Origin of the sequence: Enterococcus sp. AZ119, assembly GCF_050546175.1 — a bacterium.
Taxonomy (GTDB): Bacteria; Bacillota; Bacilli; order Lactobacillales; family Enterococcaceae; genus Enterococcus; species Enterococcus faecalis.
Map to the genome: position 1 here is coordinate 140,709 of NZ_CP172951.1, position 18,809 is coordinate 159,517.

The window sequence follows — 18,809 nt, forward strand, 5'->3', positions numbered from 1 at the left end:
GGAACCCTTTATGATGTTTGGATTTTTAACTAAATAGTTGAGGTTCTTCAACTACTTAGTTAAGGGTCAAAATTACCCTCTAAAGTATTGCCAATATAATTTTGTTAGGAAGTGAATAGACCTTGTCTCAAGAAGAAAACGTAATTGAGATGCGTAAAATCACCAAAGAATTTGGGACGTTCAAAGCCAACGACCAAATTGATTTACAAGTAAAACCTGGTGAAATCCACGCACTGCTAGGTGAAAATGGTGCAGGCAAGTCGACCTTGATGAATATCTTATCAGGGCTATTGGAACCGACCTCAGGTGAGATTTATATGAATGGCGAAAAAGTCAACATTACAAGTCCTACTGCAGCCAATCGTTTAGGAATCGGAATGGTCCATCAGCATTTTATGTTAGTTGAAGCCTTTACTGTGACTGAAAATATTATCTTAGGTAGTGAACCTACCCATGGCGGTATTTTAGACCGGAAAAAAGCGAAAAAAGAGATTGAAGAAGTGTCTAAGCAATACGGGTTGGATGTAAATCCCAATGCCTATATTCGCGATATTTCTGTAGGTATGCAACAACGGGTTGAAATTTTAAAGACCTTATATCGTGGTGCGAACGTTTTAATTTTTGACGAACCAACCGCAGTATTAACGCCACAAGAAATTGATGAATTAATGATTATTTTGAAAGAACTAACCGATGAAGGCAAATCGATCATTTTAATTACACATAAGTTAGATGAAATTAAAAAAGTAGCAGACCGTTGTACGGTTATTCGCCGGGGGCAAAGTATTGGCACCGTCAATGTGAAAGACGTTTCTTCGCAACAGTTAGCCGATATGATGGTGGGTCGTTCTGTTTCCTTCAAAACAGAGAAAAAACCAGCGCAACCGAAAGAAACAATTTTATCAATTAAAGATTTAGTAGTGAAAGAAAGCCGCGGCTTAGATGCAGTGAAAAATCTTAGCTTAGATGTCCGAGCAGGGGAAGTTGTTGGGATTGCGGGGATTGATGGCAATGGACAAACAGAATTAATCCAAGCCTTAGCAGGATTAACCAAAGTCGAAAACGGGTCCATTCATTTGAATGAAAAAGAGATTACTAATCGCAAACCTCGGGAAATTACGGAAATGGGTGTCGCCCACGTTCCTGAAGACCGACATAAATATGGCTTGGTATTAGAGATGACATTGGCTGAAAATATTGGCCTACAAACGTATTACCAAAAACCATACAGTTCAACAGGTATTTTAAACTATCGAATGATTAACAAACACGCCCGTGAATTAATTGAAGAATATGATGTACGGACTCCTAATGAACTAGTACCAGCTCGGGCGCTTTCAGGTGGGAATCAGCAAAAAGCAATTATTGCCCGAGAAGTTGACCGCGATCCAGATTTGTTGATTGTTTCTCAACCAACACGCGGTTTAGATGTCGGAGCTATTGAATACATTCATCGTCGACTAATTGAACAAAGAGATAAAAATAAAGCTGTTTTATTAGTAAGTTTTGAATTAGACGAAATTTTAAATGTTTCTGATCGTATCGCTGTTATTCATGCGGGGGAAATTGTCGGAATTGTTGATCCGAAAGAAACGACAGAAAATGAATTGGGCTTGTTAATGGCTGGCTACTCATTGGAAGAAGCCCGTGCTGAGTTATCAAAAGTAGAGGCAGGTGAAACTGTTGAATAATCGTTCTGAAAAAATAAGAAATATTTTAGTCCCTGTGTTATCTGTTATTATGGGTTTCCTCTTAGGGGCAATTATTATGGTTATCTTTGGCTATGACCCAGTGGCTGGGTATCAAGCGATGTTTGAAACAGCTTTCCAAGGAAAGAAAAGTATTGGTGAGATTTTTGTCACCGCAGCACCGTTGATTTTTACCGCTTTAGGATTCTCGGTGGCAAATTCGGCTGGATTCTTTAATATCGGGCTTTCTGGACAAGCCTTATGTGGTTGGGTGGCTAGTATTTGGGTCGCTTTATCCATGCCTGATACACCCCGGATGATTGCGTTGCCGGTGGCGATTATTGTTGGGGCAGTTGCAGGAGCTTTAGCAGCAGCCATTCCAGGTTTCTTGCGTGCCTATTTTGGGACGAGTGAAGTTATTGTTACGATTATGTTGAATTATATTTTATTATACACAGGAAATCATATTGCTAATAATGTCATGAAACCAAGTATTATGGCGAATAAAGGGATTACCAAAATGATTGGTGCGAATGCATCATTACGCTCACCGTTTTTAACAAGTATCAGTGATGGCTCTCGTTTGAACATCGGCATTTTCTTGGCCTTCATTTTCCTTATTCTTGTGTGGTTCTTGATGAAAAAAACAACGCTTGGTTTTGAAATTCGGTCGGTGGGGTTAAACCCATTTGCTTCTGAATATGCTGGAATGAGCAGCAAGCGAACGATTATTTTATCCATGATGATTTCAGGAACGCTGGCTGGTTTAGGTGGTGCGGTCCAAGGATTGGGGACTTTCCAAAACTTCTTTATTCAAAACACATCGTTGAGCATTGGGTTCGATGGTATGGCCGTGTCTCTATTAGGAGCAGGTAGCTCAATCGGGATTTTACTTTCCGCATTACTGTTTGGAATGTTAAAACTTGGTGGACAAGGAATGCCGTTGATAGCTGGTGTACCAACCGAATTAGTTGATGTTGTTATTGCAGCAATTATTTTCTTTGTGGGAATTAGTTATTTAATTCGTTTCTTGTTAGCAAAAGCGTCTGGTAGTAAAAAAGAAGTAGCGATTGTAGAAACAATTGAAGCGGCGCCAGACAAAAACAATCAAGAGGGGGGAGACATCTAATGGATTTAGCAACAATTTCCTCAATCATCACGCAAACATTAGTGTATGCAACTCCGCTCATCTTGACAGCATTAGGCGGAACGTTCTCAGAACGAAGTGGTGTGGTTAACGTTGGTTTGGAAGGTATTATGGTAATGGGCGCTTTCAGTTCGGTCGTTTTTAACTTGACGTTTGCTGATACATTTGGCGCGGCGACACCATGGATTGCTTGTTTAGTAGGAGGCGTTGTTGGGATTGTCTTTTCTCTCTTACATGCCGTTGCAACTATTAACTTACGAGCAGATCATATTATCAGTGGTACTGTCATTAACTTGATGGCACCGGCGCTAGGGGTTTTCCTAGTAAAAGTTATTTATCAAAAAGGACAAACAGATATGATTACACAATCATTTGGCTATTTTTCTTTCCCAGGATTGTCAAAAATTCCAGTGATTGGTGAACTATTCTTTGCAAAAACCTCTTTGCCAGCTTTCGTAGCAATTTTGATTGCGATTTTAGCTTGGTTTGTCATTTATAAAACACGTTTTGGCTTACGGTTACGTTCTGTGGGGGAACATCCACAAGCGGCAGATACATTGGGAATTAATGTCTACTTAATGCGTTATTCTGGCGTCTTGCTATCCGGCTTCTTAGGCGGTATGGGCGGAGCTGTCTTTGCTCAAAGTATTGCGGGTCGTTTTGGGATTACCACAATTGCAGGACAAGGGTTTATTTCAATGGCCGCAATGATCTTTGGTAAATGGAATCCACTTGGGGCAATGGGCGCAGCCTTATTCTTTGGCTTTGCACAAAACTTAAGTATTGCTGGGGAAAACCTACCAATTATTTCAGAAATTCCAAAAGTTTATCTACAAGCAGCACCATACGTATTGACCATTTTAGTCCTAGTTGTGTTCTTCGGAAAATCATCGGGACCAAAAGCGAACGGGAAAAATTACGTCAAAACGAAATAAGAAAAGAAATGGGCCCTCCGTCAAAGCGACGGGGGGCCATTTCTTTTCTTAGGATAATCAGTTGAACACAAGCGGCATTAGGCACTGCTTCACTGCAAAAAAGCGAGTTGATAAAGGAGACTTAACTTTTTTCCTTTGGCTGTTTTTTACAATTCGAAGGAAGTGTCGAAATTTTGAAAAAAACCAAACAGGTCTAGCAGCTTTTTTTCAAAAATCGTTGGTTTTTCTGCTATACTTTTGTTTGTAGTAAGAATAGGAAAAGTGGAGGACGTTCAATGAATAAAACACGTGTAGAAGCATTTAGTGATGCAGTCATTGCCATCATCATGACCATCATGATTTTAGAAATTAAGACTCCTCAAGTGGGTGTTTTGGCAGGTTTGATAGAAAATATCCCCTATTTTTTATCGTTTATTGTCAGTTTTATTTTTATCTGTATCGCTTGGTACAATCATCATTACATAATGTCCGTAACTCATTGGTTTTCTAAAAAAGCGTTTTGGGCAAATAATTTTTGGTTATTCTCCATGGCCTTCATTCCGGTAGCAACTGCTTGGGTGAGTGAATTTTGGTGGATGCGGGCACCCGTTTATTTTTATCTTGTTGTGTATACGGTTTGGGATTTTGCTTACTTCTTGCTAACAAGGATCATTTATGAAGACAATGCAGTGAAAGATCCACAAGGTGCAGCTAAGTTAAGAAAATCGAAATCTTATAGTAAGGCAACAAAAATCATTCATCTTTGTCTTTTCGCAATCGGATATATCGGCATTTATTTTTATCCGCCCATTGGCATTGGTGTGATTTTATCAGAAGCGGTTATCTGGTATTTAAATGTGCCAAAAGAGGGAGACCGCTTGGAGTGTTAAAAGTTTCGATTGGATAAAGAGTCGTGTTCTTTTTAAGGAGCAGGCTATTCGAAAAAAACAATAAAAAAGTTTCCTAATTACGGTGGGAGACTTTTTTTCTTTCAGTTTTTAAGCCCTGCTAAAATCGAAGGAATCAGTGAAAATTTTAATGCTCTTTCAGGCAATAATAGCGGATTCATGGTATAATTGAAGAGCTGAGAATAAATAGATTATTCTGTTTGATTCTCGAGACTATTTAAAAGGCTAGCGTAAAATAATTGTCATTCTTGACGTATTTACGACCTTAGAGGAGGAAGCAAGTGTGTTTAAACGTGTTCATTTAATCGTACTAGATTCAGTCGGTATTGGTGAAGCACCAGATGCTGAAAAATTTGGAGATGTCGGCAGTGATACACTGGGTCATATTGCCAAAGAAGCGGGACTAACCATTCCTCATTTAGAAAAACTTGGATTGGGAACTATTGCTCCTTTAACAGGTGTCAAAGCAGTGGCAGACCACGATGGCTATGCCACCAAATTAGAAGAAATTTCTGTTGGAAAAGATACTATGACCGGTCACTGGGAAATTATGGGCTTGAACATCAAAAAACCTTTTCGGGTATTCCCAAACGGATTTCCTGAAGAATTGCTGAAACAAATTGAAGATTTTTCTGGGCGAAAAGTTGTTTGTAACAAACCATATAGCGGGACAGCAGTCATTGATGATTATGGCGAACATCAAATGAAAACTGGGGATCTAATCGTTTATACTTCAGCAGACCCTGTTTTACAAATTGCGGCGCATGAAGACATTATTCCATTAGAAGAATTGTATAAAATTTGTCAATATGTTCGTGACATTACGAAAGACGAACCTTATATGATTGGTCGGATTATCGCTCGCCCGTATGTTGGTGAACCAGGTAATTTCACTCGAACCAGTAACCGTCATGACTATGCTCTAGATCCTTTTGGCCATACTGTTTTAGATTCGTTGAAAGAAAACGGCAATGATGTGATCGCTGTTGGGAAAATTAACGACATCTTTAATGGGCAAGGAATTACTGAAGCTATCCGCACGAAGAGCAATATGGATGGGGTGGATCAATTATTAACGGTCATGAACAAAGATTTCACAGGTTTAAGTTTTACTAACTTAGTGGATTTCGATGCGCTGTATGGCCACCGTCGTGATGTAAAGGGCTATGCAAAAGCCATCGAAGATTTTGATGGTCGTTTGCCAGAGATTATGGCAGCTATGGCCGAAGATGATTTGCTTTTAATTACAGCAGATCACGGGAATGACCCAACTTTCCCAGGAACAGACCACACACGTGAATATGTACCTTTATTGGCTTATAGTAAAAAAATGACAAAACAAGGCAGCTTGCCACAAGGATTTTATTCAGATATTTCAGCAACGATTGCTGAAAACTTTGAAGTTCCTGCAACGGAAAACGGTCAAAGCTTTTTAAATCAATTACAATAATTCGAGGAGGCAACACATGACAACGTTAACGAACCATTTAAACGAAACAACTGAGTTTTTGAAAGAAAAAGGGGTGCAACAAGCAGACTTCGGTCTAATCTTAGGTTCTGGGTTAGGTGAATTAGCTAATGAAATAACCGATGCGATTGCTATTCCTTTCTCTGAAATTCCCCATTTTTCTGTTTCAACAGTCGTTGGACATGCTGGACAATTAGTTTACGGAACGCTTTCTGGAAAAAAAGTTTTGGCGATGCAAGGACGTTTTCATTATTATGAAGGACATTCGATGCAAACGGTCACTTATCCCGTTCGTGTGATGGCTGCTTTAGGCATTCATTCAATGATTGTAACCAACGCAGCTGGTGGCGTAAATGAAACATATACACCGGGGAATTTGATGTTAATCAATGACCACATTAATTTTACAGGCGATAATCCGTTAATTGGTGAAAATGATGAAGAAATCGGGCCGCGTTTTCCAGATATGAGTCATGCTTACACGCAAGAATATCGGGAAGTGGCAAAAAAAGTGGCTGCGGAACAAAATATTGATTTAAAAGAAGGCGTATATATGGGCTTTTCTGGCCCGACATATGAAACGCCTGCAGAAATTCGGATGTCACGGACGATGGGTGCGGATGCAGTTGGCATGTCAACTGTTTCGGAGGTCATTGTAGCTGTGCATAGTGGCATGAAAGTACTAGGCATCTCTTGTATTACGAATTTAGCAGCTGGTATGCAAAGTAGTTTAAATCATGCAGAAGTAGTTGAAACAACTGAACGCGTTAAAGGACAATTCAAAGAGTTAGTGAAAGCAACACTAGCAGCTTTATAAAAAAGGAGTAAACCAGAATGAGTGTGCATATCGAAGCAAAACCAGGTGAAATTGCCGATAAAATTTTACTACCAGGGGATCCCCTCCGAGCAAAATATATTGCGGAAACTTTTTTGGAGAATCCTGTCTGCTATAATCAAGTTCGTGGGATGTTAGGTTACACAGGAACATATAAGGGACAGCGTGTTTCGGTCCAAGGAACAGGGATGGGGATGCCTTCAGCAGGTATTTATGCCCATGAGTTAATTAACTCTTATGATGTGAAGAAGTTGATTCGTGTTGGTACGTGTGGTTCTATTTCAGAAAAAGTCAACGTTCGTGAATTAGTTATCGCACAAGCAGCAGCGACACCTTCTTCCGCGATTCGCAATGATTTTCCTAAATATGATTTTCCACAAATTGCGAGCTTCGACCTTTTACTCAAATCTTACGAAATTGCTAAAGCAAAAGGCTTTACTACCCATGTTGGTAACGTATTGTCAGATGATGTTTTTTACAAAGATAGCTTAGATGATGTCTTTCGTTTAGGTCGATACGGGGTATTAGCGATTGAAATGGAAGCGGCAATGTTATATTATTTAGCAGCAAAATTTGATGTAGAAGCATTGGCGATTATGACGGTGAGTGATAGCTTGGTGACAGGCGAAGAAACAACGGCAGAAGAACGCCAAACGACGTTTAATGAAATGATTGAAGTTGGTTTAGAAACGGCAATTGCTAATTAAAAAAATGCTTGGATGATTATTTTCATCCAAGCATTTTTTTAATTTAAGAGCGCTTTTTTTACATCTTCAACAATTTGAGTATTCGCAATAGGTCCGTTGTATAACCAACTACTTTTTTTATCATAGGTATGAACTTGGTTATTTTTCACAGCAGGTAAGTTCTTCCAAATTGCTTCTTGGAAAAGAGGTGCTGATTCATCGCTGTTTACAAGGAAAATGTGGTCTGCGTCAAGCTCAGCTAATTTTTCTAAAGAAACTTGATTCCAATCCGCAGTAGCGTTTTTAGAAATTTCTTCCACTAATTTTGGAACTTGGAGGCCTAAGTCTTGATAGAGCACGGTTCCGCTTGAGCGATTATCGCTAACCATAAAGACTTGGTTGTTGGTTACCCATAAGACTGCCGCAGATTTGCCAGCATCCTTTTTGCCAAGGTCTTCTTGGACGCCTTTGGTTAAGGTATCATAATCTTCTAACACTTTTTTCGCTTGTTCTTTTTTATCTAAAACAGTGGCAATATCTTCCAATTGCTCACGCCAGGTGACATTTTCGCCGTTTTTGACTACATAAGTTGGCGCAATTTTACTGTATTCTTTGTATTTACCGCCTTCAACTAGAGCAGATGAACTGATTAATAATAAGTCAGGTTCAAATTTTAGAACCGCTTCATATGGCAAGTCATAGGAAATAGTGGGGACATCTTTCAATTCTTTCGCTAAATAATCTTGAATACTGCCTTGTCCAACTGTCCATTGTGCCACTGGTTTTTCTCCTAATGCAACTAGATAATCTTCTAAATAACTCGCAATAATCCGTTTGGGTTTCGCGGGGACGGTTACTTTATTGCCTAAGGTATCTGTTACTTCATGTGTTTTGTCAGCGTTGTTGGCTTCTTTATTCGTATTACCACAAGCTGCGAGTAAGAATGAACCAAGAAGAAGGGTTGTACCAATTAGGACCGTCTTTTTTAAAAGTTTCATTGTGTAACTCCTTTATTTTTAGTTGATAACGATTCTCATTATCAGTTAAAAACGACCGTTTGTCAATCATCGCTTGCTTTTTTGAGCAAATAAGTTGCATTTTTTAGATAATTCGTTTTTTTTTGATTGGAAGAAACATTGCTTTTTAAGGAAGGGTCTTTTATAATCAAGGAACAATGAGTGAGAACGATTCTCAATAAATGTAAAATAACGACAGAAAAATTAAAGAGGAATGGTTATGAATTATTTAGAGGCAGAGGACTTAACTACAGGATATGGTCGTCAAGTGATTAGTGAAGCGCTGAACTGTTCATTTGAAGCGGGAACTATTACAAGTATTATTGGACCAAATGGTTGTGGCAAATCGACCTTGTTAAAAACACTTGCGCGTATTTTGCCAGCTGAGAAAGGCAAGGTGTTCATTAAGAACCAAGAACTTCAACATTTTTCTTCAAAAGAAGTAGCACAAGAACTAGCGATCTTATCACAAACGCAAGAAAATACAATCGATTTATCTGTTTTTGACCTCGTCTCTTTCGGGCGATATCCTTATCAATCGGGCTGGAAAAGTGTCACCACAGAAGATCAAGAGTACATACAATGGGCATTAGAATTAACAGGCTTAACTGAGTTAGCTAGAGAGTCTGTGGCAATTTTATCAGGTGGACAACGTCAACGGGTTTGGATTGCTATGGCGCTAGTGCAGGATACAGATATTTTAATTTTAGATGAACCGACCACCTATTTGGATCCAGCGCATCAGCTAGAAATTTTAAATGTGTTAAAACGAATTAATCAAGAACATCAGAAAACTATCGTGATGACGATTCATGATATTAATTTAGCTTCTCGTTTTTCTGATCGCGTGATTGCGATGAAAGAGGGAAAGATTATCAATGAGGGAACACCGCAAGAAGTGATTACTGTTACTGGCTTAGCAGATGTTTTCGCTATTCAAGCAGAAATTAGTTATCATAGTCAGACACAGCGGCCACTAGTGCTTTCTTATGAGTTGATGGAAATGGAGCTGGATGGATGAAAGGCATAAGCGGATTTTATAGACACCAATGGCAAGTGTTGCTTGTCTGTCTTTTTTTGCTACTGGGGACAATGCTTCTGTCATTGATGTTTGGTGCGACGTCGGTTTCGATTCAAACGATTATTGAATCATTTACGCACTTCGATGCGACCAATCAAGCGCATCAAGTCATCCAAACGGTTCGGTTGCCGCGGATTTTAGGGGCCGCTTTTGTGGGGGCAAGTTTAGCGGTGAGTGGGGCGTTAGCGCAAGGGATTACGCAAAACCCATTGGCAGATTCTGGCTTGCTGGGTATCAATGCTGGGGCTGGCTTGGGCTTAGCGCTTGTTTTTGCTTTCCTCCCTCAGGCAAGTTATTGGTGGCTTTTAGTTGTTTCTTTTCTTGGTGCCGGCGTGAGTGTGGCACTGATTTATTATCTTTCTAATCATTCAATTCGAGGAGCAAGCCCCATGCGTCTGACCTTAGTGGGAGCTGGTATTAGTGCCCTTTTTTTATCATTTAGTCAATTCTTAGCCATTCAGTTCAATTTGAGTCAAGAGTTAACGTTTTGGTTTCTTGGCGGTGTCAGCGTTATTTCTTGGGCACAATTAAAAATAGTCGTCCCTATCTTTCTGGGCGCATTTGCATTAGCAATTCTGATTAGTCCGTCGGTGACTATTTTACGGTTTGGCGATGATGCAACAATTGGTTTGGGGCGAAATCCGCAGCGTATTCGGTTGTTTGCCAGTATAACGATTTTGCTTTTATCAGGATTGTCTGTGGCGGTAGTTGGCTCGGTCAGTTTTGTTGGTTTGGTGGTGCCTCATGTGATGCGAACAGTTTCTGGAGAAAATTACCGGCGCTTGATTCCGTTCTCAGCGTTAGGCGGTGCGCTCCTCGTTTTGGTGGCAGATTTAATCGCTCGAATGGTGAATCCGCCTTTTGAAACACCATTTGGGATTATCACGGCCTTAATTGGCATCCCATTCTTTCTTTATTTATTTCGTAAAGGAGGGCAACTAGGATGACACAGAAAAAAGTGTCTCGTTGGGTGGCTATCTTAATAGTTGGGATTATCCTAACTGCTTGTATCAGTTTAACGCAAGGGGAATTATCTGTTTCCGTCATGGATTTAAAAGCCCTTCTTTTGGGACAGGGAAGTCAGGCCAAACAACTGTTAGTTTGGGATTTTCGGTTACCACGGATTGTGCTTGCGGTCCTAGCGGGCGCAGCTTTAGGCTTAAGCGGCGCTATTCTTCAAGGGATTACTCGGAATCCGTTAGCAGATACTGGGATTTTAGGCATTAATGCGGGTGCGGGTTTGGCAGTGATTTTGTTTATTAGTTTTGTTGAGACGACAAGTATCACAACGTTTGCACTTCCACTCGTGGCCTTAGTTGGCGGCTTGCTAGCGGCTGTTGGGATTTTAGTAATCGCGTATCATCATCGTTTAGGATTGACGCCAGTTCGAATGGTCTTAGCGGGTGTCATTTTGAGTACGGGTATTTCAGCACTCACCTTATTAATTACATCAAAAATTGACACTGAAAAGTACCGTTTTGTTACAATGTGGCAAGCAGGCAGTATCTGGGGCAGTAATTGGTTCTTTGTGGGCGCTTTGTTGCCTTGGCTAGTCATCGGGTTCTTTTTTGCGATGAAGCGTCATCGTCTGTTGGATATTTTACAATTGGGGGACGAAACAGCTATTTCTGTAGGTATTGCTGTGAAAAAAGAACGAATCGTTTCGTTGCTGTTAGCGGTGATGTTGGCGGCTTCAGCGATTTCCGTTACAGGGGGAATTAATTTTTTAGGTTTACTTGCGCCACATATTGCTCGCAAATGTGGTTTTACGCAACAAAAACAGGTATTGCCATTGGCGGCGTTGTTTGGGAGTTTACTTTTATTGGTTAGTGACACGATTGGTCGGCTATTGCCTGGCAATGGAGAAATGCCTGCAGGGATTATTGTTGCGATCATCGGTGCGCCTTATTTTCTTTATTTGTTAATCAAAACAAGCGATTCGTTATAAAAAAGAATCAAAAGCTGGGTCAAGCGATCGTTGTGAAAGCAACTGTCATTTGCTCGGCTTTTTGATTGGCGGATTTTTGAAAAAATAGTATGATAAATGCGTAAGAGCATTGAATGGAGGATGAAAGAATGGAAAACTTTAATTTTTATGTACCAACAGACATCCGTTTTGGGAAAGATCGTTTAGACGAATTACCTGCTGTGTTAGATCAATTTGGCAAAAATGTCTTACTTGTTTATGGTGGCGGTAGTATCAAACGTAATGGCTTGTACCAACAAATTACTGATTTGGCCCAAAAAAACAGGCATACACTGATTGAGTTGAGCGGTGTCGAACCAAACCCGCGCATTGAAACCGTTAGAAAAGGAATTGAGTTGTGTAAAGAAAACCAAGTCGATGTTATTTTAGCAGTTGGTGGTGGTTCAACCATTGATTGTTCCAAAGCAATAGCTGCGGGCTTTTATTCGGAAGAAGATATCTGGACAGTCATTGCAGCCAGAAAAGGGTATACTGGTCCTGCTTTACCAATCGTGACCATCTTGACTTTAGCAGCGACAGGTAGTGAAATGAACGCAGGTGCTGTCATTTCTAACTTAGAAACCAATCAAAAGTTAGGCTTTGGTGGTCCGAATATGATTCCAAAAGTTTCGTTCTTGGATCCAACGAATACTTTTACGGTTCCTCAAAATCAAACAGCAGCTGGCTCAGCGGATATTTTCAGTCATTTGATTGAAAACTATTTTAGTATTTCGACAGGCACGGACGTCCAAGATTTTGTGTCAGAAGGCTTAATGCGAACGGTTATCAAAAATTGTCCTATTGCTTTAGAAAATCCAGAAGATTATGATGCACGTGCTAATTTAATGTGGGCAAGTAGTTTAGCCTTAAATGGGTTAACAGGGCGCGGCAAACAAGGTGTTTGGTCTTGTCACCCAATGGAACATGAATTAAGTGCGTTTTATGACATTACGCATGGGATTGGCTTAGCAATTTTAACGCCTCGTTGGATGAATTACGTTTTGTCTGAACAAACTGTAGGCAAGTTTGCACAGTTTGCTCGAAATGTTTGGGGAATAGTCGAACAAGAAGAGGAAGTAGCAGCGAAAAAAGGTATTCAAGCATTATATGATTACTTTGTGGCTTGTGGCATTCCAATGACATTACCAGAAGTTGGCATCGAAGCAGATAAATTTGAAGAAATGGCACAACAAGCTGTGGCCCATAGTGCAATTGCCGAAAAGGCTTATGTACCATTGGATGTAGCGGACATAGTAGCGATTTATAAAGATTGTTTAACCGAAAGTCAATTTATTTAATCCATAAAAAAGCGGTTTGCCTTGGCAAACCGCTTTTGTTAATAAGAAACAAGTTCTTATAAGTAGTATTTTTCTTTCACAGTTAAATCATCGTTTAATTCATAAACTAATGGTTTACCTGTTGGGATTTCAAGATCCATAATATCTTCATCAGAAATGCCTTCGATGTGTTTAGCTAAAGCACGTAATGAATTACCATGAGCCGCTACTAAGACAGTTTTGTTGTCTTTTAAAGCTGGCGCAATTTCATCTTGCCAGAATGGTAATGCACGTTCCAAAGTAACTTTCAAGTTTTCGCCACCAGGAATATCGCGTTGGTCTAACATTGCATAACGACGGTCGTTTGCTGCAGAACCTTCATCTGTTGCTTCCATTAATGGAGGAAGAGTATCGTAAGAACGACGCCAGATGTGGACTTGTTCGTCTCCGTATTTTTCAGCAGTTTCTTTTTTGTTTAGTCCTTGTAATTTACCATAGTGACGTTCGTTTAAGCGCCAAGATTTGATTTGAGGCACCCATAATTGATCTGAGTATTCTAGTAAATAGTTACAAGTTTTGATGGCACGAGTTAAAACAGAAGTATAAGCAACGTCGAATTCGATGCCTGCTTCTTTAATTTTACGGCCGCCTTCTTTTGCTTCTTCAACACCTTCAGGTGCTAAATCTACGTCAGCCCATCCAGTAAATTGGTTTAAGGCATTCCATTCGCTAAGTCCATGACGAGAAAAAACTAATTTTGGCATGTATAAGCTCTCCTTTGAGTTTAGTTTTCTGAAAATAAGATTTCCACGTTTATTGTACACCGTTTTGCGCAAGATTTCCAATGGAAAATAGTAAAAAAACGTGAAAGTTGCTGAAAAATTAGAGTGAAATCGAATCAAAAAAGAAGCCCCATCTGAAGGACTTCTTTTTTATTCTTAGGAATACAGCCGTTCGACATCTGTTTCAGGTAAATTGATGTACTTATAACAAGTGCCCACCGAAACGCCGCATTTATTAGAAATAAACTGGATGGTTTCTTTGTTTTCGTAATATAATGCACGGATTTTGCGGACGGTGCGTCCATCGATTTTTGGACGTCCACCTACTTTTCCGTTTTCACGAGCTTTGTGGAGCCCAACGAGTGTTCGTTCTTTAATTAGTGCACATTCCATCGCAGATAAGCTCTCCATTAATTGGAAATAGGCTTCACCTGTTGGAAGGTGAGTATCAATTCCTTCTGAAATGCTGACAAAATCAACTTGTTTTTCCTTTAACATTTTCATAAAGTCTGTTAATTGGCGGGTTGTTTTACCTAAATGGTGCAATTTACAAACAATAAGTGTATCCCCAGCAGAAAGAAGTTTTTCGACTTCGTCTAAGACACTGATCTCCGCTTGAGGATCAAATGTCTCTTGGAAAATATCATCACAACCAAACGATTGGAGAGTGGTTAGTTGATTTTTTAAATCGTCTTCAATAATAGTTGTGCGTGCATAACCAATTCGTTTCATATATTATCCTTCCTATATAAATAATCTTTTTTCACACATTCTTAACGTGCGGGAACATGTAAGGTTTTCGGTCCATCTTCATAACCGACGATTACCATAGAAACCATATTTAAAAATAAGCCGTGTTCAACGACGCCAACCAAGTTGTCTAAATAAGAACCTAAAGCTTCTGGATCTGTAATTTTTTCTAAATGCAAATCGATGATATGGTGGCCTCCATCTGTTATTAATGTTTCGCCAGCAGCGTTTAGACGAAGTGCTGGGTGATAGCCTTTTTCTTTAAATAAATGCACTAGTTGGCAGCTGCCATAAGGGACAACCTCAACAGGAAGTGGGAAAGCCCCTAAATCGTCCACCATTTTTGATTTATCCACAATCCAAATACATTTCTTTGAATAAGTGGCCACAATTTTTTCAAAAAGTAAGGCAGCGCCACCGCCTTTGATTCCTTGAAAATCAGCGCTGATTTCATCGGCGCCATCAATCGTAAGATCCACATACGGAACCTCATCAATACTTTTTAAAGGAATGCCCAAGGCCAAGGCTTGTTTCTCTGTTTCTTTTGAAGTAGTAACCCCTACGATTGACAATCCTTCTTCTTTTACGCGACGACCAATTTCGTCTACCATAAATTTTGCTGTTGAGCCAGTACCCAAACCGACAATCATGCCGTCTTCTACATATTTTGCAGCTTCGATTCCTACCATTTGTTTCAGATTCATCGCTGTTTTCCGCCCCCTTCAATAGTCAAAGATATTGTACCGTTATTTAACTAAAAAAGATAGAAAGTTTTTGAAAAAGTCATAAAAATTTTTAAAGGAAAAGTACGTTTAAATAGAAGGAAAAGCTTTTTTTCGAAAGGCGAAAGAAGAGGGTTGACAGCTGATACTTATCGTGGTATCCTAACAAAGGTGCTTTATCTACAGGTTCCTTATAGGGACGTGCTGACTGTCTATCAAAGCATATTTGATAAAGAGTGCAGAGATTGCATTATTTTTTATCGCGAAAAAAGAACCACCTGGATGTGTGGAACTAGAAGCGAAGTAAGGAAGGAGGAGAACAAGGAATGCCTACAATTAACCAATTAGTACGTAAACCTCGTAAATCTAAAGTAGAAAAATCTGATTCACCAGCCTTAAACAAAGGATATAACAGTTTTAAGAAAACTCAAACAAACGTTAACTCTCCGCAAAAACGTGGAGTTTGTACACGTGTGGGTACGATGACACCTAAAAAACCGAACTCAGCTTTACGTAAATATGCCCGTGTTCGTTTGTCAAACTTAATCGAAGTTACAGCTTATATCCCAGGTATCGGTCACAACTTACAAGAACACAGCGTGGTATTATTACGTGGTGGACGTGTAAAAGACTTACCAGGGGTACGTTACCATATCGTTCGTGGTGCGCTTGATACTGCCGGTGTTAACGACCGTAAACAAAGCCGCTCTAAATACGGTACAAAACGTCCTAAAGCTTAATTATAATAAGACAATAACAACTTGAAAAATCATATTTCGGAAGGAGGAGTTACGGATGCCTCGTAAAGGTCCTGTTGCAAAACGTGATGTTTTACCAGATCCAATTTATAACTCAAAATTAGTAACTCGCTTAATCAACCGTGTAATGGTTGACGGTAAACGCGGGATTGCTGCTAACATTATCTATAATTCATTTGATATCATCAAAGAATCTACAGGTAACGATCCATTGGAAGTTTTTGAACAAGCAATGAAAAACGTTATGCCTGTTCTTGAAGTTAAAGCACGTCGTGTTGGGGGTTCTAACTACCAAGTACCAGTTGAAGTTCGTCCAGAACGTCGTACAACTTTAGGTTTACGTTGGGTAGTTAACTACGCACGTCTACGTGGTGAACACACAATGGAAGAACGTCTAGCGAAAGAAATCATGGATGCTGCTAACAACACTGGCGCTTCTGTTAAAAAACGCGAAGACACACACAAAATGGCAGACGCAAACCGCGCATTTGCTCATTATCGTTGGTAAGATCCTCTCTGTCTGTCGCGTAAAGTGGCAGCAGAAAGTCAATTTACAATCGATTTAAATAAAGAGAGGAGTAAACATACAAAATGGCAAGAGAATTTTCACTTGAAAAAACTCGTAACATTGGTATCATGGCCCACGTTGATGCTGGTAAAACAACAACAACTGAGCGTATCTTGTACTACACTGGTAAAATCCATAAAATCGGTGAAACCCATGAAGGTGCTTCACAAATGGACTGGATGGAACAAGAACAAGAACGTGGTATCACGATTACATCCGCTGCGACAACTGCACAGTGGAAAGGCTACCGTGTAAATATCATCGATACTCCAGGACACGTGGACTTCACAATTGAAGTACAACGTTCTCTACGCGTATTAGATGGTGCGGTAACAGTTCTTGACTCTCAATCAGGTGTAGAACCTCAAACAGAAACTGTTTGGCGTCAAGCGACTGAATATAAAGTTCCTCGTATTGTATTCTGTAACAAAATGGATAAAATCGGTGCGGACTTCTTCTATTCAGTAGAATCATTACATGATCGTTTACAAGCAAACGCTCATCCAATTCAAATTCCAATCGGAGCTGAAGAAGACTTCACTGGAATCATTGACTTGATTAAAATGAAAGCTGAAATCTACACAAATGATTTGGGAACAGATATTCAAGAAACTGATATTCCTGAAGATTATTTAGAAAAAGCGCAAGAATGGCGCGAAAAATTAGTTGAAGCTGTTGCTGAAACTGACGAAGACTTAATGATGAAATATCTTGAAGGTGAAGAAATCACTGAAGAAGAATTAGTCGCTGGTATCCGTCAAGCAACAATCAACGTTGAGTTCTTCCCTGTATTAGCTGGTTCAGCATTCAAGAATAAAGGGGTTCAATTAATGTTGGACGCTGTTCTTGATTACTTACCATCTCCATTAGATATCGATGCTATCAAAGGGATCGATACTAAAACAGACGAAGAAACAACTCGTCCAGCTGATGACGAAGCACCTTTCGCTTCATTAGCATTTAAAGTTATGACTGACCCATTCGTAGGTCGTTTAACTTTCTTCCGTGTTTATTCTGGTGTCCTTGAAAGTGGTTCATACGTATTGAACGCTTCAAAAGGCAAAAAAGAACGTATCGGTCGTATCCTACAAATGCACGCCAACACTCGTCAAGAAATTGACAAAGTGTACTCTGGTGATATCGCTGCTGCTGTTGGTCTAAAAGACACAACAACTGGTGATACATTATGTGCATTAGATGCACCAGTTATTCTTGAATCTATTGAATTCCCTGACCCAGTTATCCAAGTCGCTGTTGAACCTAAATCAAAAGCTGACCAAGATAAAATGGGCGTGGCTCTACAAAAACTTGCTGAAGAAGATCCATCATTCCGCGTTGAAACAAACGTTGAAACTGGTGAAACAGTTATCTCTGGTATGGGTGAATTGCACTTAGACGTTTTAGTAGACCGTATGAAACGTGAATTCAAAGTTGAAGCTAACGTAGGTGCTCCTCAAGTATCTTACCGCGAAACATTCCGTGCTGCGACTAAAGCAGAAGGTAAATTCGTTCGTCAGTCTGGTGGTAAAGGACAATACGGTCACGTATGGGTTGAATTTACACCAAATGAAGAAGGTAAAGGCTTCGAGTTTGAAAACGCAATTGTCGGTGGTGTGGTTCCTCGTGAATACATCCCAGCAGTTGAAAAAGGGTTAGAAGACTCTATGAACAACGGTGTTCTTGCTGGTTATCCATTAGTTGATATCAAAGCAAAACTTTACGATGGTTCATACCACGATGTCGATTCAAATGAAACAGCCTTCCGTGTAGCTGCTTCTATGGCATTGAAAGCTGCGGCTAAAAATGCAAACCCAGTTATTTTAGAACCAATGATGAAAGTTACAATTACTGTTCCTGAAGATTACTTAGGTGATATCATGGGACACGTAACAAGTCGTCGTGGACGTGTTGAAGGTATGGAAGCACACGGTAACTCTCAAATCGTTAATGCGATGGTACCTTTAGCTGAAATGTTTGGTTATGCTACAACATTACGTTCAGCAACACAAGGACGCGGTACATTTATGATGGTATTTGACCACTATGAAGACGTACCTAAGTCTGTTCAAGAAGAAATCATCAAGAAAAACGGCGGCAACGCATAATTTTCCTTGAGAATAAAAGGTTTGTTTTTAGAACTATCCTTTTTTCAAGATTTCGTGTAAAATAGCTTATGATGATCAGACGATTTTTAGTAACGTCTATCACATATAAAACAAACAATAAAATTTATATTTTTAGGA

At 39.7% G+C, this 18,809-nt stretch carries 18 protein-coding genes; 14 read left to right on the plus strand and 4 right to left on the minus strand.

The genetic code is table 11. From position 1 onward, the window contains the following. Positions 1–122 precede the first annotated feature (122 nt). The 7 genes from IGL37_RS00600 (at position 123) to deoD (ending at position 7,667) form a co-directional block, all read left to right on the plus strand. Positions 123–1,691, plus strand: coding sequence for an ABC transporter ATP-binding protein (locus IGL37_RS00600; protein ID WP_002381361.1), 1,569 nt, complete (start codon positions 123–125; stop codon positions 1,689–1,691). Further along, positions 1,684–2,817, plus strand: coding sequence for an ABC transporter permease (locus IGL37_RS00605; RefSeq protein ID WP_010820604.1), 1,134 nt, complete (start codon positions 1,684–1,686; stop codon positions 2,815–2,817). The genes IGL37_RS00600 and IGL37_RS00605 overlap by 8 nt, the downstream gene beginning before the upstream one ends. Continuing rightward, positions 2,817–3,770: an ABC transporter permease gene (locus IGL37_RS00610; protein ID WP_002356172.1), complete on the plus strand. Its 954-nt coding sequence runs from the start codon at positions 2,817–2,819 to the stop codon at positions 3,768–3,770. The genes IGL37_RS00605 and IGL37_RS00610 overlap by 1 nt, the downstream gene beginning before the upstream one ends. A 275-nt stretch (positions 3,771–4,045) precedes the next feature. Next, positions 4,046–4,639 (plus strand): TMEM175 family protein, encoded by a 594-nt coding sequence (locus tag IGL37_RS00615; protein WP_002359336.1) that lies wholly within the window; start codon positions 4,046–4,048, stop codon positions 4,637–4,639. A 301-nt stretch (positions 4,640–4,940) separates the two neighbouring features. Beyond that, positions 4,941–6,107, plus strand: a complete 1,167-nt coding sequence (gene deoB, locus IGL37_RS00620; RefSeq protein ID WP_002356179.1) for a phosphopentomutase — start codon at positions 4,941–4,943, stop codon at positions 6,105–6,107. Between the two features lie 16 nt (positions 6,108–6,123). Further along, positions 6,124–6,942, plus strand: coding sequence for a purine-nucleoside phosphorylase (locus tag IGL37_RS00625; RefSeq protein WP_002356180.1), 819 nt, complete (start codon positions 6,124–6,126; stop codon positions 6,940–6,942). Positions 6,943–6,959: 17 nt separating this feature from the next. After that, the gene (gene deoD, locus IGL37_RS00630; protein WP_002359338.1) at positions 6,960–7,667 is read left to right on the plus strand and encodes a purine-nucleoside phosphorylase; all 708 of its coding nucleotides are present in this window, start codon (positions 6,960–6,962) and stop codon (positions 7,665–7,667) included. A gap of 38 nt (positions 7,668–7,705) precedes the next feature. Here deoD and IGL37_RS00635 read toward each other — a convergent pair whose 3' ends face one another. Continuing rightward, on the minus strand, positions 7,706–8,644 hold the full coding sequence (locus IGL37_RS00635) for an iron-hydroxamate ABC transporter substrate-binding protein (protein ID WP_033918140.1): 939 nt from the start codon (positions 8,642–8,644) through the stop codon (positions 7,706–7,708). Between the two features lie 232 nt (positions 8,645–8,876). Here IGL37_RS00635 and IGL37_RS00640 point away from each other — a divergent pair, with 232 nt between their 5' ends. The 4 genes from IGL37_RS00640 to IGL37_RS00655 all read left to right on the plus strand — a co-directional run bounded on the left by IGL37_RS00640 (position 8,877) and on the right by IGL37_RS00655 (position 13,007). After that, entirely contained in the window at positions 8,877–9,683 is an 807-nt protein-coding gene (locus IGL37_RS00640) for an ABC transporter ATP-binding protein (protein ID WP_195757645.1), read from the plus strand. Continuing rightward, positions 9,680–10,690, plus strand: coding sequence for a FecCD family ABC transporter permease (locus tag IGL37_RS00645; protein WP_033918138.1), 1,011 nt, complete (start codon positions 9,680–9,682; stop codon positions 10,688–10,690). The genes IGL37_RS00640 and IGL37_RS00645 overlap by 4 nt, the downstream gene beginning before the upstream one ends. Beyond that, positions 10,687–11,691, plus strand: coding sequence for a FecCD family ABC transporter permease (locus IGL37_RS00650; protein ID WP_002363471.1), 1,005 nt, complete (start codon positions 10,687–10,689; stop codon positions 11,689–11,691). The genes IGL37_RS00645 and IGL37_RS00650 overlap by 4 nt, the downstream gene beginning before the upstream one ends. Before the next feature lie 113 nt (positions 11,692–11,804). Further along, positions 11,805–13,007 (plus strand): iron-containing alcohol dehydrogenase, encoded by a 1,203-nt coding sequence (locus IGL37_RS00655; protein ID WP_033918137.1) that lies wholly within the window; start codon positions 11,805–11,807, stop codon positions 13,005–13,007. Between the two features lie 56 nt (positions 13,008–13,063). On the opposite strand, the gene gpmA is transcribed toward IGL37_RS00655, so the two are convergent. The 3 genes from gpmA to rpiA form a co-directional block, all read right to left on the minus strand. Then, a complete protein-coding gene (gene gpmA, locus IGL37_RS00660; RefSeq protein ID WP_002359343.1) occupies positions 13,064–13,750 on the minus strand; it encodes a 2,3-diphosphoglycerate-dependent phosphoglycerate mutase in 687 nt (228 codons plus the stop codon). Between the two features lie 174 nt (positions 13,751–13,924). Beyond that, positions 13,925–14,500 carry a recombinase family protein gene (locus IGL37_RS00665; RefSeq protein WP_002356188.1) on the minus strand — a complete coding sequence of 192 codons (576 nt, stop codon included), beginning with the start codon at positions 14,498–14,500 and terminating at the stop codon, positions 13,925–13,927. 41 nt (positions 14,501–14,541) lie between these two features. Next, positions 14,542–15,222 carry a ribose-5-phosphate isomerase RpiA gene (rpiA, locus tag IGL37_RS00670; protein ID WP_002364531.1) on the minus strand — a complete coding sequence of 227 codons (681 nt, stop codon included), beginning with the start codon at positions 15,220–15,222 and terminating at the stop codon, positions 14,542–14,544. Between the two features lie 344 nt (positions 15,223–15,566). Between rpiA and rpsL the strand changes: the two genes are divergently transcribed. The 3 genes from rpsL (at position 15,567) to fusA (ending at position 18,671) form a co-directional block, all read left to right on the plus strand. Then, a complete protein-coding gene (rpsL, locus tag IGL37_RS00675) occupies positions 15,567–15,980 on the plus strand; it encodes a 30S ribosomal protein S12 (RefSeq protein WP_002356190.1) in 414 nt (137 codons plus the stop codon). Between the two features lie 55 nt (positions 15,981–16,035). After that, positions 16,036–16,506 (plus strand): 30S ribosomal protein S7, encoded by a 471-nt coding sequence (gene rpsG / locus IGL37_RS00680; RefSeq protein WP_002356191.1) that lies wholly within the window; start codon positions 16,036–16,038, stop codon positions 16,504–16,506. 83 nt (positions 16,507–16,589) lie between these two features. Further along, positions 16,590–18,671, plus strand: coding sequence for an elongation factor G (gene fusA / locus IGL37_RS00685; protein WP_002356192.1), 2,082 nt, complete (start codon positions 16,590–16,592; stop codon positions 18,669–18,671). The last annotated feature ends 138 nt before the right edge of the window (positions 18,672–18,809 follow it).

What these genes read in the sequence shown, in the direction of transcription:
- IGL37_RS00610 (WP_002356172.1), top strand. Translation starts at nt 2,817, where the DNA reads ATGGATTTAGCAACAATTTCCTCAATCATCACGCAAACATTAGTGTAT.
- deoD (WP_002359338.1), top strand. Translation starts at nt 6,960, where the DNA reads ATGAGTGTGCATATCGAAGCAAAACCAGGTGAAATTGCCGATAAAATT.
- rpsG (WP_002356191.1), top strand. Translation starts at nt 16,036, where the DNA reads ATGCCTCGTAAAGGTCCTGTTGCAAAACGTGATGTTTTACCAGATCCA.
- IGL37_RS00650 (WP_002363471.1), top strand. Translation starts at nt 10,687, where the DNA reads ATGACACAGAAAAAAGTGTCTCGTTGGGTGGCTATCTTAATAGTTGGG.
- IGL37_RS00625 (WP_002356180.1), top strand. Translation starts at nt 6,124, where the DNA reads ATGACAACGTTAACGAACCATTTAAACGAAACAACTGAGTTTTTGAAA.
- IGL37_RS00615 (WP_002359336.1), top strand. Translation starts at nt 4,046, where the DNA reads ATGAATAAAACACGTGTAGAAGCATTTAGTGATGCAGTCATTGCCATC.
- IGL37_RS00665 (WP_002356188.1), bottom strand. Translation starts at nt 14,500, where the DNA reads ATGAAACGAATTGGTTATGCACGCACAACTATTATTGAAGACGATTTA.
- rpiA (WP_002364531.1), bottom strand. Translation starts at nt 15,222, where the DNA reads ATGAATCTGAAACAAATGGTAGGAATCGAAGCTGCAAAATATGTAGAA.
- IGL37_RS00645 (WP_033918138.1), top strand. Translation starts at nt 9,680, where the DNA reads ATGAAAGGCATAAGCGGATTTTATAGACACCAATGGCAAGTGTTGCTT.
- IGL37_RS00655 (WP_033918137.1), top strand. Translation starts at nt 11,805, where the DNA reads ATGGAGGATGAAAGAATGGAAAACTTTAATTTTTATGTACCAACAGAC.
- rpsL (WP_002356190.1), top strand. Translation starts at nt 15,567, where the DNA reads ATGCCTACAATTAACCAATTAGTACGTAAACCTCGTAAATCTAAAGTA.
- gpmA (WP_002359343.1), bottom strand. Translation starts at nt 13,750, where the DNA reads ATGCCAAAATTAGTTTTTTCTCGTCATGGACTTAGCGAATGGAATGCC.
- IGL37_RS00635 (WP_033918140.1), bottom strand. Translation starts at nt 8,644, where the DNA reads ATGAAACTTTTAAAAAAGACGGTCCTAATTGGTACAACCCTTCTTCTT.
- IGL37_RS00640 (WP_195757645.1), top strand. Translation starts at nt 8,877, where the DNA reads ATGGTTATGAATTATTTAGAGGCAGAGGACTTAACTACAGGATATGGT.
- fusA (WP_002356192.1), top strand. Translation starts at nt 16,590, where the DNA reads ATGGCAAGAGAATTTTCACTTGAAAAAACTCGTAACATTGGTATCATG.